This window comes from Companilactobacillus muriivasis (assembly GCF_036246245.1).
GTDB classification, from domain to species: Bacteria; Bacillota; Bacilli; order Lactobacillales; family Lactobacillaceae; genus Companilactobacillus; species Companilactobacillus muriivasis.
On the sequence record NZ_BTTQ01000004.1, the window covers coordinates 43,472 to 61,061 of the forward strand.

Consider the following 17,590-nt stretch of genomic DNA (forward strand, 5'->3'; position numbering starts at 1 on the left):
ATTATATTTTGGATTAATAAAATCAAAAATATAAAATGCCTATCAATTTAGTAAATAATAAATAAAAATTCTAAGTGAAGAATCCAATCCTCACTTAGAATTTTTTTGTACTTAAGAATATTTTATATCTAACATATAAAATTAGTTGAGCATAAAGGCAATTTAATACTCTTACATTCAATTAATACAGAGCAACTTGTCGGAAGGGATGAGAATATTTACCAGCTGTGGTAGTGGTGTTAGAGCTTTAGCTCTTACTCCACCGGGCGAGTTTGGAGACTTACCGGTCTTTGGTAAGGCTTCAAACCGAGGTTCGAGACCGTACTGTGGCTCGGACCGGTCCGCATAGCAGGTAAATGTTTCTCATCACTGGAGACAGGATACTTAAATTTACTTTAGCGGTGTAACAACTTTCAAATCGAGTGCTTGTAAAAATCCACTGTCACCGTCAACTACCATTGGAATTACGTTAACACTTGGTGCAGCGCTTGTAACATAACTTTCATCCAAAGGCATCATGCCATCAATCTTGATATCCAAAGCTTTTGGCATGCCTTCGATATGAATCTCATTATCAATTGCTGGTGTTTTAACGACATCATCACAAATCTTGTGAACGTAGATCAAGCTTACTTTAGCTTCACCATTTACCATGCCGCTCATCGTAAACTTATGACCACAGAGTGTACCCTTCTTGACCGTTCCAAATGATGGATGCAAATCTTCGGGTGCTGTATACCACTCATGTTCAATCTTCATATCATCAAACTTAAATCCTAAACGCTCGCCCATTTCGTAAACGCCTGAAACATAATACGATGCAATTCCCAATTTAAGTTTATCTTGTGGGAACTTATCTGGATCCATTCCATAACCAAAGACTTTTACCCAACTTGAATAATTGTGTTGATCATCTTCGCCTGATTGAACCGTAATTTTATCGACATGGCCCATTAATCCTGCCAAAACCGTTGGAATATATGATGCATAAGCACCTGGCAACAAACCAGTTGGCAAGTATGAAACGCCATTTTCTTTAGCGGTATCATTAATCATCTTATAAAGGTCAGGTGTCGTTGCTTGTGAATAATATATTGGCAAAGTTGTAATAACGTTCTTTTTAGCTTTCAAAACACGACAAACATCTACTGCACTAGGTGTAAAGCCGCCTTTTTCATCACGAACCAAAGGTGTGTAATCCAAAACTACATCCGCATCAAGTTTCAATGCCTCATCAATATCAGAAGTTACGGTAATGCCAGTTTTTGGAAAATCAAAAATTTCACCGGCATCCTTACCAATCTTCTTTGGATCAACATCTACTGCAGCAACTAATTGTAAAGATTTCTTTTCTTGAATCATTCTAATTGCGGCCCGGCCAACATTGCCGAGACCCCAAACAATTACTTTATACTGTTTCATCATATCACCCCAATTTGGTCTTGAATCGGCCTATCTATTGCTCATAATATCACGAAGTCTGACGTTATTAAATCATTTATGGAAAAGGTTTACATTTAATATACTTAATACATACACAAAAAGAGAGTTAGTAATCTTCATCTTCAAAAGATTACTAACTCTCTTTATTCTTTTTTAATTGAACAGTTATAAAACCGCTACTCTGCAGTGGCTCTAAAACGAGTTACACAAGCCAATTTCTTCCGCTTTGCCTAACTTCCCAAATCATCCGCAAAGTTCAGCGGATAATTCGTGAAGCTATGCAAATGCTCGGAAATTCCCGGGCTTGTTTCACTCTCTGTCTATTTGCTCTTTCTTTCAAATCGTGTATTGAACAATGGACTAACTGGGTCATTGTCGTGGACACGTTTGATAGCTTCACCAATAAGTGGTCCAACTGAAACTTGAACCATCTTGTCGATAATTTTTTCTTTAGGAAGGTTGATTGAATCTGTAACAACTAAAGTCTTGATTGGTGATGCTTCAATTCTTTCGATAGCTGGACCTGAAAGGATTGGGTGTGTACAACATGCGTAAACTTCAGTAGCACCGGCATCGATAAGTGCTTGTGATGCTAATGAAATTGTACCGGCTGTATCAATCATATCATCAATGATGATGGCACGTTTGCCTTTAACATTACCAATAATGTTCATAACTTCGGCAACATTGGCACGAGGTCTACGTTTATCAATAATAGCAATTGGTGTCTTCAAGAATTCAGCAAGTTTTCTGGCACGTGTAACACCACCATGATCAGGTGAAACAACAACTGCACCTTCTTCAAGATGGTTTGACAAGAAGTAATCAGCTAATAATGGAGCACCCATCAAGTGATCAACTGGAATATCAAAGAATCCTTGGATTTGTGCAGCATGGAGATCAAGTGCAAGAACACGGTCAACACCAGCGCGTTCTAACATATTAGCAACTAATTTAGCAGTAATAGGTTCACGTGAACGTGACTTACGGTCTTGTCTAGCATAACCATAATATGGAATCACAACGTTGATAACTGAAGCTGAAGCACGTCTCAAAGCATCAACCATGATTAAAAGTTCCATCAAGTTATCGTTAACTGGAGCTGAAGTTGATTGAATCAAGAATACTTCAGAACCACGAATACTTTCATCAATATTAATTTGGATTTCGCCATCACTGAAACGTGTAACTGATGACTTTCCTAGTGGTACGCCAACCTCTTTAGCAATTTTTTCAGCTAAAGGCTTGTTTGAATTCAATGCAAAAATCTTCATTGGTTGTTGTTCGTTATTTTGAAATGACATTTAATTATTCACCCTTATTTCCAATCTTCACTATTTGATAGTGGTAATCTATCCCAAAAATCTTCTTTATTTGTTTGTCTTTGACGCGCAATAGCCATTGCATGCTTAGGAATGTCGTTCGTAATTGTTGAACCGGCAGCGATAAATGAGTGATCAGACATTTCAACTGGAGCAACAATGTTTGAGTTACTACCGATAAATGAATGGTCGCCAATATTACTGTGCCACTTCTTAACACCATCGTAATTTACAAAGACAACTCCACAGCCAACATTGATGTCAGTTCCAAGTGTAGCATCACCAACATAAGTTAAGTGGCCTACCTTAGTTCTGTCACCAATTTTAGCATTCTTAATTTCACAGAAGTTACCAATGTGAACATCGCGACCAATTTCAGCGTTAGGTCTGAGATGTGAATTAGGACCGATATTGCTCCCCTTGTGCATAATAGCATTTTCAATCGTAGAACTAATTACTTCAACATTATCTTGAATCTCTGAATCAGAAATTCTTGAACCAGAACCGATAATACATTCTGAACCAATCTTAGTCTTACCAAAAATCTTAACGTTAGGTTCGATTACAGTATCATTGCCAATTTCAACATCTACATCAATGTAAGTATTGTCAGGGTCAACGATTGTAACACCATCACGCATATGTGCTTCGTTGATTCTTGTTTGCATAATTTTTTCAGCTTTAGACAAAGCAACACGGTCATTTACACCCATTGATTCACTAAGGTCAGCCATTTCGTAAGCTGAAACTTTCTTGCCTTGTTCTTTAAGCATTGAAATTACATCTGGTAAATAATATTCGCCTTGAGCATTGTCATTCTTAACATCGTGCAAGTTCTTGAACAACAACTTATTGTCAAAACAAATAACACCAGTATTTATTTCTTGAATTTCTTGCTCACTTCTTGAAGCATCTTTTTGTTCAACAATCTTTTCAACATTGCCATTTCCATCACGGACAATACGACCGTAACCAAATGGATCATCAGCGTGGGCTGTCAAAATTGTGGCAGCAGCGCCTTCTTTTTCATGAAAATCAAACAATTTTTCAAAAGTTGCAGCTGTGAATAATGGTGTATCACCAGTAGCAACTAAAGTAATACCATCTTTGTCACCTAAATCTTTTTCGGTTTGCAAAACAGCATGACCTGTACCTAATTGCTCAGATTGCAAAGCATACTTTGTTCTGTCACCAAGTAATTCTTTAACCTTGTCAGCACCATTACCAATAACTGTTTCAATCATGTCCGGTTGGACCTTTTCTACTTGAGTTAGGACGTGGTCGACCATAGCCTTACCTGCAACAGGATGTAAAACTTTGTATAATCTCGACTTCATTCTTGTGCCTTTTCCAGCAGCAAGAATTATTACATAACGATTCGACATCAGAAACTCCCTTCAGTCATTCAAATATCCTTATATATAATAGCATTATTATATATGACTGCTCAATCAAGAATTTATTCAAAATAACTGAAATCGGTATTAGCTAAATAATTTCCTGGTTCAACGTTCAAAATTTTATTGTGTGTATCGATTTTAGTTACCTTAAATATTGATGTGATTTCGGCATCACTAAATTGACTATGAATGTTAATGTTCTCAGCAAAGACTGTAGCACCAACGAAAATAGCATTAAATTCAGAAATCAAACTCTGCAATCCGTTGATAGTACCGCCGCCTTTCATAAAGTCATCAACAACAAGGACACGTGATCCTTCATCAAGACTTCTTTTTGAAAGTTCCATTTTTTCAACACGATCAGAAGATCCCGAGGCATAGTTAACACTAATTGTTGAACCCTCAGTAATCTTCGAATCACGACGAACAATCACAAATGGAATGTTCAAGAAATTAGCTACACTTTGGGCAATTGGTATACCCTTAGTGGCTACTGTCATAACGACATCAATTGAGCTTTGTGAATATTGCGTTGCAATCATTCGACCGACAGTTCTTAATAGTTCGGGATCAGCCAAAAGATCAGTCAAATACAAATAGCCACCAGGTAAAATTCGGTTAGGTTCAACCAAACGTTTCGATGTGCTTTCAACAAATTCAGTAGCTTCTTTCTTGGAAATTCCAGGCGTGAAAATAACACCGCCACCAGCGCCAGGCAATGTTTCCAGAACTCCGATGCCCCTAATCATAAAAGTTCTGCGTAAAATTCCTAAATCCTCAGATATCGATGACTTAGCTGATTCGAAACGATCAGCGAAAAAGGCCAAAGAAATCAGTGTATGTGGTCGTTCCAGTAAATAGCGAGTCATATCAATTAAACGTTCGCTTCTTCGTGTTTTCATCTTTTTTTCTCCTAAAAGCTTATCTTCCTACAAGATTATAAAGCAAAACAATGAACAATTCATGTTTTTTTGGAAGTAATGTTAAATATGCCGTCTCCAGAGCTGGGAAATATTCTCAAGCTGTGCGGACCGGTCCGAGCCAAAGAGCGGTCTCGAACCTCGGTTTGAAGCCTTGACACAGTTCGTCAAGTCTCCAAACACGCCCGGTGGTATAAGGACGGGAGAATCTCCCGTCCTTATACCACTACCACGGCACACAAATATTTCCCAGCTCTTCCGACTAAGTAATCGCTATTAATTGAATGTAAAATTATTCAACTGTATTTAGTTTCTAAAGACTTAAAAGTTCATATAAAACTTCATACCACAAATTGAAATCCATACTAAAAATAAATAATTTCATCAAATAATAGTTCTAACAGATCTAACCTAAATCACTTGGCACCAAATTATTCATGAAGTCCCAACCAAATAGTCCATTATTAAATAATTAAATATTATTAATACAAAAAATTGAATTTTTTTAAAACCCTAGCCTCCGGTTGCCAGAAATGTAGTACCGCTGTGAAAGTGGTGTTATGGCTTTAGCCATTACACCACGGACGAATTTGGAGACTTGCCGAACTATGGCAAGGCTTCAAATCGAGGCGCGAGACCTTGGCTCGCACCGGTCCCACAAGCGGGTATCTACGTTTCTGGCAACCGGAGGCGGCATATTTCAACACACAAAAAAAGGCTCGAACAAAAATGTTCAAACCCATCTAATGAACGCTTATTATATTTATTCAGCTTCAGCTTCAACGTCTGAATCTGATTCTGAATCTGCTTCAGCAGGTTCATCGCTATCAAATTGAATATCGATAGATTTTGTTAATAAATCGGCATAGCTGTATGAAACTCTTTCAAATGAGTTTTCATTTTGATCTAAATCTACGACAAAAACTGAATGGAATGTTTCTGATAAAGTTCCGCGTCGGCGGACAACCTTTTTACGACCTGCTTGTGCGACAATGGTCAAATTCTCACCTAAGTGTGAATCCAAACGACTCTTAATTGTCTTCAATGATGTTGGCATTATAATAATCACTCCTTAGGAGTGAAATTTTACCACGTCTCACTGAAAATTACAATAAAATAATATATTTGTAATCTATTTTTTGCTAAATTCGATAGCCATTTGCTTAAATTGTTCGATTGAAACCTGCTCACCACGGGCGTTTTCCGCAATTCCACATTTTTCAAAAACTTTTTTAATTTTTTCACGATTTTCATCGGTACGGCCTAACCAATTTAGCATATTGTTCATTAAACTCTTGCGTTTTTGCATAAAAGCTGAACGAACTAACTTGTTGAAGAATTCAGGATCTTCGATATCGATTTGTTCTTTAGGCAATCTGTCCAAAACAGCCACGGCTGAATCGACTTTTGGTCTAGGAATAAATGATTTACTACCGACGATACGATCAATTCTTGCATTCATTTGTGTTTGCACGGCGATTGTTAATGAACCGTACTCACGGTGCCCCGGATTAGCAGTAATACGTTCGGCAACTTCCTTTTGCATCATCAAAACTAATGTTTGGAAAGGATAGTCGCTTTCAATCAAGTTTAACATGATTGGTGTTGTGATGTAGTAAGGCAAGTTGGCTACAACTTTGATAGTCTTGCCTTCTAAATTGTTTTCCTTAACGAATTCGTCGAGGTCAACTTTCAAAATATCTTGGTTGATTACGTCAATATTATCGTAATATTGCAATGTATCGGCCAAAACTGGTATCAACTTATCATCGATTTCAAAAGCATAAACGTGTTCAGATACTTGAGCTAACTTTTCTGTCAAAGCCCCGATACCAGGTCCAATTTCAATTGCAATTTCATCAGACTTTAAACCACTGGCATCAACGATTGCGTCCAAAACTTTTTCATTGGTTAAGAAATTTTGTCCTAAACTTTTCTTTGCACGTAATTTATATTTACGCAAAATGTCATTCGTGCGAATAGGATCAGCAATACTTAATCTATTTTGTGTCATGAGTACTTCCTTTATCAAAATTTTTAACCGCAGCTAGTAAATCAGCTGGAGCAACTTGAAACATATTTAATCGATTCAAAAATTGTTTGGCATTCGTATAGCCGATTTTTAACTCGGAACCGACTGCTAATCGACGTTGGTGAGAATCTGGTTCACCAATCAAACCTAGGTTGACCATATCAGCGTGATTATATTCCGCAAATTTTTCATCGGTATGAGTATAAACAGCTGCTAAAGCGGCTTTAATATCAGCATCTTTAGCGTGTTCAATCCCCAAACTGCCATCACTATGCTTGGGAACAGCCTTGTTACGCGGTAAAAAGGCCTGTTTAGCATCAGGAACAGCTTTTTGAATGATAGTCCGCAGACGATTACCGTTAAAATCGGGATCAGTAAAAATAATTACGCCCCGTTTCGCTTGAGCAATCTTGATTCGTTTAACTGTTTCTTCACTCAGAGCTGAACCGGTTGTTTCCAACGTATCAACACCTTCATCGCCAAAACAGTCTTTCAAACGATTCGTATCGGACTTACCTTCAACTACAATAATTTCTTTTATTTTTTTCATAATTATAGATTATACACTTTGTGAGCATTGTTAAATGTATGTTCAGCAACTTCATTGGGTGTAATACCTTTATATTTGGCAATGGCATCAACAACATAACGCGTATATGCTGGTTGATTTGGACGACCACGATATGGTTCTGGTGTTAAATATGGTGCATCAGTTTCAACAAGTAAACGATCAAGTGGCGTATTCTTAGCAGATTCTTGAACTTCGGGAGCGTTTTTGAAAGAAACCACTCCACTGTAAGAAATCCATAAACCTAAATCCAAGAATTTATTGAGCCAATCAAGATTTCCATTGAAGCTGTGCATGATAATACCAGATTTTGACATATCATGATCTTTCAAAATTCGATACATATCATCAAAAGCATCTCGACAATGAATTGACACTGGCATGTTGTATTGTTGTGCCACATCCAATTGTTGGATCAAAACCTTTTGTTGAATCTTAGGGTCTGGATCCTCTTCCCAATGATAATCGAGTCCAATTTCACCAATTCCAACTACTTCGGGCAGCTTGATTTGATTAACCAATTGCTCTTCGTTATATTCCTTAGCAAATTCAGGATGCCAGCCAATTACCGCATGTAAAGGTTGATAGTTTTGAGCTAAACGAATGGCTTCAATATTGAATTCTTCGTTCGAACCGATGATTGCCATTTCAACAACATCCAACTCTTTAGCATTATCAATGTATTGTTGAGTTTTCCCGGCAAAAGCCTCGTCATTTAAATGTGTATGTGTATCAAAAATTTTCATTAGCCTAAAATAGCTCCATTTTTGTGTGAATTGTCAACGATAGCTAGTTTAACTTCGTCACCCATTTCAGTTGAAAGCAACATTCCGTTACTCCATTCGCCAACCATCTTTCTTGGCTTCAAGTTAACAACTGCAAGAACTTTCTTACCGATAAGTTCTTTGTAATCTGGGTAGAACTTGTGCATTCCTGAAAGAATTTGACGATCAACGCCAGTTCCATCATCAAGTTTAAATTGTAATAGCTTGCTTGAGTTTTCAACTGGTTTAACATCCAAAATTTCAGTTACAACCATCTTAACTTTGGCAAAGTCATCGAATTCAATTTCTTTAGGGAACTCGTCATCGGCTTCTTTTTGAGCTTTAGCTTTGGCTTGGGCTGATTTACTCAACTTGCCGCTACCATTTTTAGCTTGTTCTTCAGCCATCTTATCCTTGATATACTTAACTTCTTCTTCAGTATCAAGACGTGGGAAGATTGGTTCCGGCTTAGTAGTAACAGTTTTACCAACAACTGTCTCACCAAAATCAAGTGACTTATCTGTATCATAATCCAAGCCCAATTGAGCAAACATCTTAACTGGAGCTTGTGTCATAACTGGACTGATCAACAAAGCAATCAAACGTAATGATTCTGCCAAGTGACCAAGAACTGATTGTAATTCAGCTTTCTTACTGTCGTCTTTAGCTAGAACCCATGGCTTTGTTTCGTCAATATACTTGTTAGCACGACTGATGAATGACCAAACACTAGCTAAAGCATCTGGGAATTCAAACTTGTCCATGTGATTGCGATAGTCAGTCAATGTGTTAGCGTAAGCTTTCTCAAGATCTTTATCCAAATCAGTTGCGGCTTTGACAGTGATAATCTTACCATCGTCATATTTGTTGATCATTGAAATCGTTCTGTTCAAAAGATTTCCCAAATCATTAGCTAAATCGTAGTTAATCTTATCAACATAATCTTCTGGAGTGAAGACACCATCACTACCAAATGGCATTGCGCGCATTAGATAGTAACGTAATGAATCAAGACCATAACGTGAAACTAACATTTCTGGATAAACGACATTACCCTTAGACTTCGACATCTTACCGTCTTTCATCAACAACCAACCGTGACCAAAGACTTGCTTAGGTAGATCAATATCCAAAGCCATCAAAATAATTGGCCAATAGATTGTATGGAAACGGACGATTTCCTTACCAACGAATTGAACATTAGCTGGCCAATATCTGTTAAATAGTGACTCGTCGTCGCTGCCATAACCAAGAGCAGTGATATAGTTCAACAAAGCGTCGACCCAAACATAAACAACGTGTTCAGGATTGCTTGGAATTTTAACACCCCAGTTGAAAGTTGTACGAGAAATTGCCAAGTCTTCAAGACCTGGTTTGATAAAGTTATTAATCATTTCATTCTTACGAATTTCTGGTTCGATGAAAGTTGGATTGTCTTCGTAATACTTCAAAAGACGATCAGCATACTTACTCATTTTAAAGAAGTAACAAGGTTCTTTAACAAGTTGAACCTCGTGACCTGAAGGAGCTTTACCACCAGTAACATTACCGTCAGCATCATGATAAACTTCGGCCATTTGTGATTCAGTGAAATATTCTTCATCGTCAACTGAATACCAGCCAGAATATTCTCCTAAATAAATATCCCCTTGTTTAATTAGACGTTCGATAATTTTTTGAACAGCTTTAACGTGATATTCGTCAGTTGTACGGATAAATTTATCATTAGAAATGTCCAATGACTTCCAAAGTTCTTTGATACCTTTAGCCATCATGTCAACGTATTCCTTAGGTTGCATGTGCTTTTCTTCAGCTTTTTGTTCAATTTTGAGACCATGTTCGTCAGTTCCTGTTAGGAAGAAAACGTCGTAGCCTTCATTACGCTTGTAACGAGCCAATGTGTCCGCTGCAATCGTTGTATATGAGTTCCCAATTGTTAATTTTCCTGATGGATAATAAATGGGTGTTGTAATGTAAAAAGTCTTTTTCTCTTGAGTCAATATATTAACCTCCACCGCTACTAAATTGATATTAAGTATAGCATTTTTTTATATTTGTTACTTCTGGGTGTCTACAGGAATGAGAACATTTACCTGCTATGCGGACCGGTACGAGCCAAAGTGCGGTCTCGAACCTCGGTTTGAAGCCTTGCACAGTTCGCAAGTCTCCAAACTCGCCCGGTGGTGTAATGGCTGAAGCCATAACGCCACACCCACAGCTGGTGAATATTCTCATTCCTTCCGACTTATTTGTTTTCTATATATTCAGATTAATTAAACGTAACAAATAACTGAATAAAGCATGGTGCTAGTTAATAGCTTATTACAAATATTTCATAATCTATGAGTTGTCTGAGTATAAATACATTTGAATAATTTTACATTCAATTATTACCAATTAACTAGCACCACACACGTTAAATAAAAATAGAAAACTGCCTAATTTACTTTTTCCACTTTTATATCTGTGAAAACACATTCGTGGCATCGTCTGAGATTGCCAGAATTGATGAATCTAAGTTTAAATCTTCTTTATTAATGACGACCAATTTAGCTTTCGGTGAACTGTATTCCAATAAACCTGCAAATGGATAAACTTTAAAACTTGTTCCTACGACCACTAATAGATCAGCTTTTTGTACTGCTAGTGCCGCATTTTGAAAGTTTACTGGATTGATATTCTCGCCGTATAAAACTGTTGTTCCGGGACGAATTATTCCGTTGTCTTCATGGTGCCGATAATCTTTTAAATAATCTTGATAATCAAATTCTTTACCACATGTTAAGCAGTGAATATTATCATATAAATTGCCGTGAAATTCCACGACATTTTTGGCACCAGCTTTGGTATGCAACTTATCAACATTCTGCGTGACGATTGCACCCTTTTGATTGCTGATCTCGGCCATTTTTGTATGGATGATATTTGGTTGAGCCTCTGGAAAGTACATATTATGAATAACAAAGTCATGAAAAATATCTGGATGTTTGACCAGATTGTCATGACTCAACATGTATTCAGGCGGAAAGTCATATTTCTCCCGCTTGTACAATCCATTCTTTGAACGATAATCAGGAATCCCTGATGGTACAGATACACCAGCACCAGTTAGAAAAGTTACAAACTCAGCTTGCGCTAGCAATTCTTTAAACTCTTCAATCTTATCGGACATAGGTTCTTCCTCCTATATATTGCCGCCGGAGTGAGCGAGAAAATTATACCTGCTGTGCGGACTGGTTCGAGCCCTTGGCTCGCGCCGGTCCCACAGCAGACTTCATCACGCACAATCGAATGCAGCACGAAACCTAACGTATCAAGTATTTTGTGCCCTGTTCCTTAAACACTTCTTCAACTGTATATTGATAAAATGTCTTATAAAATTCAGGGGTTACTTTTTCAGGATCCAAATTCAAGGTTGTGACACTTTGACCATCATTAAGTCCTATCAAAGCAAATCCATCACGACCGGTAGCACGATTTTTATATTCAGAATGCTTGATTTGATAAACTTGATTTAAGCTCAAACGCAATTGACGTGCTGACAAAACTGGTGTGATATTCAAGAATGTATGAAAGTGCAATCCTTGATAGCCATTAGAAATAATTATTTCGTTGTAAGCATCTAGCATATTAACTAATGCTCGACGGAATTGGAATGGAACTGAAAGGTCATTATCTTCCGCAATCTTGGCCAATTTATTAGCGTACTTGAATGACACTGCAAAATCTTCTTGCCATTCGGTATCACGGCTATGTTCACCAAAAATAATTCCGTCTAACATGATCAATGTGCGATAGAAACGCATATTGGCACGGTCTAATTCAACCTTTGGATGCAATGCAGCTTCAATACCTTTTAAGTATTCAGCTTTGATTTCATCAGTATAAGTGCCGTCTTCTTTTTGACGTTTTACTACTGTCACATGTTCAAGCGTTTCAAACATTGAATTAGCGAATGCTAAAACTCGGCCATCACGATCTGGTTGTCCAGTTGTTAGAGCTGATGAAATGCTTGGTTCGTCAGAAAGTTCTAGTTCAATATGATGTAATTCATGACTTAAAACAAATTCTGAGTATTTTTCATTAGTAATCGTAACTTTGATTTTATCGCCAGCCATGCTGTGGTCAGCTTGATCTAGCGTTAAAACATCTTGTTGTAAGTAGTTCGCAAAGATTTCTATTTTCTTATTATATTGTTGTTCAATACTTTCGACCTGCTTTACAATAAGTTCAGGTAATTCATTAATTTCTAATCGTTTCATTTTTATACCTCAATATAAGGAGATTTTTATATGGAAATAACAGTATCTCTACCAAATAACCTTTTGCCTGATAAATATGGCAAATATGCTTCATCTGACGATATAAAAAATGGGAAACCTATTATCAGTTTCCCAATTCAATTATCAGATATTCCGGCAGACGCAAAAACTATTGCCTTAACTTTCACCGATCCTGATTCAATCCCTGTTTGTGGTTTTGAATGGATTCACTGGACAGCCGCAAATATCCCTAGTTCTCAAGTTGAATTACCTGAGAATTTCAGTCAAACGGCGACTCTTCCAATCGTGCAAGGTAAGAATAGCTCTGCCAGCCCATTACTCAATGGTCCTAAAGATGTGGCCACTGGTTACAATGGACCTTATCCACCCGACCAAACCCATGATTATGTACTCAAGGTGTTTGCTCTGGATGACAATCTTGATTTGGAAAATGGTTTTTGGATGAATGAATTGCTACACAAGATGGATGGTCATATTGTCGCTACTGCGCAAAAGACTATCCCAAGTCGTGCATAATTACTGTTTATCCTGAAGATTCATTTTGTGGAAATAGTTAAACACATAACCTTCTCTAACACCGAAGTTCGAAAAACGAATTTCCTTAGAGGGGGTTTTTTTAATAATTTCCGATATTATCAAAATTCCACCTAAAATGACTTCATATCTGCCATCGCTCAACTCTTTGATCTGACTTCTTTCTTCCAAAGAGGTATGAATCAACTGATTAAATAATTCATCAATTTGGTCACGCGAAATAACAGAATTGTGTAGGGTCTTTTTATTTTTGCCTTCACGATTCAAAATGCTTGTCACAGCCCGTAATGTCCCACCTAAGCCAACAAATGTTGCTGGGGCTTTCATCCAATTGAGACTTTCTAAACGTTGACTGATATCTTTTCTTGCTGCTTGTAATTGGTTTTCCTTGATTGGATCACTCGCTAAATATAAATCCGAAATTGAAATAGCACCAATCGGTATACTCAAGCCATGCTTTAGACGACCTTTATTAGCCAGACTGATTTCACTGCTACCGCCACCAACGTCGACAATTAAAGCATCTTTGATACGCATCGTACTTCTGACGGCAACGTAATCATAGTAAGCTTCTTCTTTTTCATTGATGATTTCTAGCTGTAAGCCAGTTTCTTTAAGAACAGCGAAGATCAATTGATCTTGATTCTTAGCCATTCGCACCGCGGCCGTAGCGATTAAACTCGTTCGGTCAACTTGATATCTTTCAATTCGAGTTTGAAATTTCTTTAAAACATCAATTGTTTCTTCAATTTGATCATTGGTCAAAAGCCGACTCTGAGTGATTGATTTTCCTAGTCTAACAGGCTCACGCCAACGATCCAAAGTCTTAAAACGATTCTTTTTTGAAGATCTATACACTGATGTTCTAATGGAGTTAGATCCAATTTCTATAACTGCTAACTTCAAATCTACATCACATCCCATTGTATCAATTATATAAAAAAATAGACCTGTATAGTAGGTCTATTTTAATATTCCTTATAAAGGTTGAAAGTTAACCGTCTCCAGGGATGAGAATATCCACCTGCTATGCGGACCGGCTCGAGCCAAAATACGGTCTCGATCCTCGGTTTGAAGCCTTACCAAAGACCGGTAAGTCTCCAAACACGCCCGGTGGTGCAATGGCTAAAGTCATAACGCCACACCCACAGCGGGTGGATATTTTCATCCCTTCCGACTAATTAATTTTCTATATTATTCAACTTATTTACACAAAATTTTTAAATAAATTGCCAACCAAATACTCAATGAATTATTCGTCACGTAACTGTTTTCTATCGTTGAAAAATTGTTTATATCCCAAATAACAAGAAATAATTGAACCAATACTTGTTGATGCTAATAACATAAATGTCACCATAATTTGATATTTGATAGCCTTTACTGGATCAACTCCCGCAAAAATCAAGCCTGACATCATCCCTGGTAAACTGACTAATCCCAATGTTTTGATGGAATCGATTGTTGGCTGCATGCCACTTTTGATTGAATCTCGCAAAATATCTAGTGACGCTAACTTAATATCAGCTCCTAAAGCTAACTTTTCCAAAACTTGTTGATGTCTATCTGTATAAGTCTGCTTCATGTTGCGGTAACAAAGTCCGATGGCGACCATGATATTGCTGGCAATCATCCCTGTCACTGGCACGATTTGCTCAGGAACATATTTGATTGAACCGGTCAAAACTAATGTTCCTAACGTGACTGTCGTTCCCACAAAAATTGCTAGCAATGAGGATTGGAATGCCTTGGGAATTCCGTTACCTCGTTTGCCTGCGTTCCATGACGCATTGATTACGATGATGATAAAGCAGGCTAACGTTAGCCAATTATCATCTGCTTTGATAACAAATTTTAAAACATATCCAACAATTGAAAGCTGAACAATGGCGCGAATAACACCAATTATAATATCTTTATCTATCCGTAATTTTTCAACGTAGCCAATGATCAACGCCACAACTACCAAACTGAATCCTAACATTAAGGTGGAATTGGAAACTGTTAAATTAGACATTTTGCAACACCCCATTTTTAATCGTAATTTTATCTGTCGATGCTTCAATTTCTGATTCATCGTGGGTTACTCGTAAAATTGTTAAGCCACGTTCGTTAAATTCGTTCAACATTTTATGCACAATCGCCTTATTTTCAGTATCCAAACCAGCGGTTACTTCGTCAGTTATCAACACCTCTGGTTGAAAAAGCAAATTCCGTAGCAATGCAATCCGCTGCTTTTCACCACCGGAAACGTCATTAACACTCTTGTCGATATAATCTTGGCTGAGATTGACCATTTCCAAATATTTAATAACCTTTGCCTCATCGAATTCCTGTTTACGAACTTCAAATGGAAAAGCTAAATTATCTCGAACGGTCTTTCCAAAAAGTGTTGGCTGTTGAAAAGCATATGAAACTTTTTGACGATATTCAGTTGGTTCAAATGTGGCAATATCTTTGCCATGAAACAATACTTCACCAGTTGTGGCACTGATCATTGATGCCAAAATTCGCATAAAAGTACTCTTTCCGCTTCCGGAAGGACCAACAACTGTCAAATATTTTCCTTGTTCTATTTCTAAATTAATATCTTTTAAAATCTTGGTTTCTCCAACTTGATATGACAAGTTTTTAACTTCAAATATTTTTTCCACAATCACACCTCTTCTTGAATTGTATTGATATATTCTTTTCTGATTATTACATGTGGTGCTAGTTAAATGTAAAAGTATTCAAACGTATTTAATATAAGCAATCTTAGACTATGAAATGTTTGTAACGAGTTATTAACTAGCATCATGCGTTATTTATTATATTTTGAACTAAAACACCTCATTTATATATGTCCAATTTATCTAAAAAAATGCGAGCATTTACCTAAATATTCAATAATTAAGTCCACTACAAATTCATTGTAATAACGTAAATTACTGTTTATTTAACGGACTTATCAAATCGTTTTATAGAACACATTAAAACATCAATAATCAACAAATTAGTCGGAAGAGCTGATAGTATTCACCGGGCAAGTTTGGAGACCACATTTTGACTCGGAACAGTCCGCATAGCAGGTGAATACTATCGACTCTTTCAACAGCTCCATAGTTAGCTTACAAAACTATTCATACAAAGCCAATTAGAATAGCTTTTTTGCTCACGTTTTTTTGTCGTCCACTTTGTCTAGCGCTTCTATTATCAGTTTTGATCAATTCGAAACTAATATAGGGGCAAATTTAAAACAAAGAAGGATGAATAAAATGTTATTAAATAAAAAATGTGTATATTTAGGTGTTTCGTTATTTTCTGCCATGATTCTTGGAGCCACGACTTTACAAACCGCTAAAGCTGACACGACGTCCGCTTCAACGACAAGCACTCCTACTACTTCAAGCACCACGCCTACAACGACCGCAACAACTTCAGCGCCAACTAGCTCAACTATGAGCACCACAACCACAACGAGTACAGGAACAACAGCGGCGCCAGCTTCTACCAGCACAGTGACACCAACTACATCTAGTTCAACTACAACAGCAGCCACTAGTGCTACAACCAAGCCAACTGCGACTACAACAAGTCCTACTCCTGCGGCTACAGGTACTACAACAAGTTCCTCTAATACAACTGCACCAACATCTACAGCCGCTGAAACTCCTCCAACAAGCACGGCAACATCTACTACTCCTGCTACTAGCTCCACTTCTACAACACCAAGTTCTCCTACAACTACAGCATCAACGACTACTAGTTCTGCACCTGCAACTTCTGGTACCACAACCAGTTCTTCCACAACTACAAAACCAGCTACTACCAGTCCAACACCTGTAGCTACCGGAACTACAACAGCCACAACGCCAGCCTCTACTAGTTCTGCACCTGCGACAGCTAGTTCAACTACAACAACTTCTTCTACTGCAACAACACCTACTCCTACAGGTACGAGCGCAACAAGCTCCTCTACAACTACAGCACCAGCTACTACTAGCACAACTGCCTCAACCTCTGGAACAACAGCTACTGCTTCCACAACCACGACACCAGCAACAACTAGTTCAACTCCTGCCACAACAAGTTCTACTACGACAGCATCAACTACTAGCGGATCCACAACTAGCTCATCTACGTCAACAAAGCCTGCATCAACGACTACTCCTACTGGAACTACAACTACTCCCGCCAAAACCGGAACTGCAACCACACCTCCAGCTACGACAACAACTACCACGGCAACCACAGGTTCAGCCACATCTCCATTTGCCATCCCTAGTGATGTAACTAATGATACGGTCATCACATTTACTGATCCTAATTTGGAGAGCGCGGT

Annotated in this window: 16 protein-coding genes; 1 reads left to right on the top strand and 15 read right to left on the bottom strand. The window is 37.7% G+C overall.

Annotated features, from left to right (window positions below; all coding sequences use genetic code 11):
- Window positions 1-390 precede the first annotated feature (390 nt).
- The 11 genes from AAA923_RS05990 to AAA923_RS06040 all read right to left on the bottom strand — a co-directional run bounded on the left by AAA923_RS05990 (window position 391) and on the right by AAA923_RS06040 (window position 12,711).
- On the bottom strand, window positions 391-1,425 hold the full coding sequence (locus AAA923_RS05990) for a hypothetical protein (RefSeq protein WP_338215460.1): 1,035 nt from the start codon (window positions 1,423-1,425) through the stop codon (window positions 391-393).
- 338 nt (window positions 1,426-1,763) lie between these two features.
- The gene (locus tag AAA923_RS05995; protein WP_041501288.1) at window positions 1,764-2,747 is read right to left on the bottom strand and encodes a ribose-phosphate diphosphokinase; all 984 of its coding nucleotides are present in this window, start codon (window positions 2,745-2,747) and stop codon (window positions 1,764-1,766) included.
- 14 nt (window positions 2,748-2,761) lie between these two features.
- The gene (gene glmU, locus AAA923_RS06000) at window positions 2,762-4,150 is read right to left on the bottom strand and encodes a bifunctional UDP-N-acetylglucosamine diphosphorylase/glucosamine-1-phosphate N-acetyltransferase GlmU (protein ID WP_338215463.1); all 1,389 of its coding nucleotides are present in this window, start codon (window positions 4,148-4,150) and stop codon (window positions 2,762-2,764) included.
- 74 nt (window positions 4,151-4,224) lie between these two features.
- Window positions 4,225-5,067 (bottom strand): pur operon repressor, encoded by an 843-nt coding sequence (purR, locus tag AAA923_RS06005; protein WP_041501286.1) that lies wholly within the window; start codon window positions 5,065-5,067, stop codon window positions 4,225-4,227.
- 781 nt (window positions 5,068-5,848) lie between these two features.
- Entirely contained in the window at window positions 5,849-6,142 is a 294-nt protein-coding gene (locus AAA923_RS06010; RefSeq protein WP_041499861.1) for a Veg family protein, read from the bottom strand.
- A 75-nt stretch (window positions 6,143-6,217) separates the two neighbouring features.
- A complete protein-coding gene (rsmA, locus tag AAA923_RS06015; protein ID WP_338215466.1) occupies window positions 6,218-7,099 on the bottom strand; it encodes a 16S rRNA (adenine(1518)-N(6)/adenine(1519)-N(6))-dimethyltransferase RsmA in 882 nt (293 codons plus the stop codon).
- The gene (gene rnmV / locus AAA923_RS06020) at window positions 7,086-7,667 is read right to left on the bottom strand and encodes a ribonuclease M5 (RefSeq protein WP_041499858.1); all 582 of its coding nucleotides are present in this window, start codon (window positions 7,665-7,667) and stop codon (window positions 7,086-7,088) included. The genes rsmA and rnmV overlap by 14 nt, the downstream gene beginning before the upstream one ends.
- Before the next feature lie 2 nt (window positions 7,668-7,669).
- Window positions 7,670-8,431: a TatD family hydrolase gene (locus AAA923_RS06025; RefSeq protein ID WP_338215469.1), complete on the bottom strand. Its 762-nt coding sequence runs from the start codon at window positions 8,429-8,431 to the stop codon at window positions 7,670-7,672.
- On the bottom strand, window positions 8,431-10,449 hold the full coding sequence (gene metG / locus AAA923_RS06030) for a methionine--tRNA ligase (protein WP_338215471.1): 2,019 nt from the start codon (window positions 10,447-10,449) through the stop codon (window positions 8,431-8,433). The genes AAA923_RS06025 and metG overlap by 1 nt, the downstream gene beginning before the upstream one ends.
- 458 nt (window positions 10,450-10,907) lie before the next feature.
- Window positions 10,908-11,609, bottom strand: a complete 702-nt coding sequence (locus AAA923_RS06035) for an NAD-dependent protein deacylase (protein WP_435890166.1) — start codon at window positions 11,607-11,609, stop codon at window positions 10,908-10,910.
- A gap of 145 nt (window positions 11,610-11,754) precedes the next feature.
- Complete coding sequence (locus AAA923_RS06040; RefSeq protein ID WP_338215475.1) at window positions 11,755-12,711, bottom strand: hypothetical protein; 957 nt, start codon at window positions 12,709-12,711, stop codon at window positions 11,755-11,757.
- A gap of 30 nt (window positions 12,712-12,741) precedes the next feature.
- Here AAA923_RS06040 and AAA923_RS06045 point away from each other — a divergent pair, with 30 nt between their 5' ends.
- On the top strand, window positions 12,742-13,248 hold the full coding sequence (locus AAA923_RS06045) for a YbhB/YbcL family Raf kinase inhibitor-like protein (protein WP_338215477.1): 507 nt from the start codon (window positions 12,742-12,744) through the stop codon (window positions 13,246-13,248).
- Here the strand turns inward: AAA923_RS06045 and AAA923_RS06050 are convergent, their stop codons facing one another.
- The 4 genes from AAA923_RS06050 to AAA923_RS06065 all read right to left on the bottom strand — a co-directional run bounded on the left by AAA923_RS06050 (window position 13,249) and on the right by AAA923_RS06065 (window position 17,560).
- The gene (locus AAA923_RS06050; protein ID WP_338215479.1) at window positions 13,249-14,172 is read right to left on the bottom strand and encodes a Ppx/GppA phosphatase family protein; all 924 of its coding nucleotides are present in this window, start codon (window positions 14,170-14,172) and stop codon (window positions 13,249-13,251) included.
- Window positions 14,173-14,518: 346 nt separating this feature from the next.
- Window positions 14,519-15,283: an ABC transporter permease gene (locus AAA923_RS06055; RefSeq protein WP_338215481.1), complete on the bottom strand. Its 765-nt coding sequence runs from the start codon at window positions 15,281-15,283 to the stop codon at window positions 14,519-14,521.
- Window positions 15,276-15,920: an ABC transporter ATP-binding protein gene (locus AAA923_RS06060; protein ID WP_338215483.1), complete on the bottom strand. Its 645-nt coding sequence runs from the start codon at window positions 15,918-15,920 to the stop codon at window positions 15,276-15,278. Before AAA923_RS06060 ends, AAA923_RS06055 begins: the two co-directional genes overlap by 8 nt.
- A gap of 551 nt (window positions 15,921-16,471) precedes the next feature.
- Window positions 16,472-17,560 carry a hypothetical protein gene (locus tag AAA923_RS06065; RefSeq protein ID WP_338215485.1) on the bottom strand — a complete coding sequence of 363 codons (1,089 nt, stop codon included), beginning with the start codon at window positions 17,558-17,560 and terminating at the stop codon, window positions 16,472-16,474.
- Window positions 17,561-17,590: the final 30 nt, after the last annotated feature.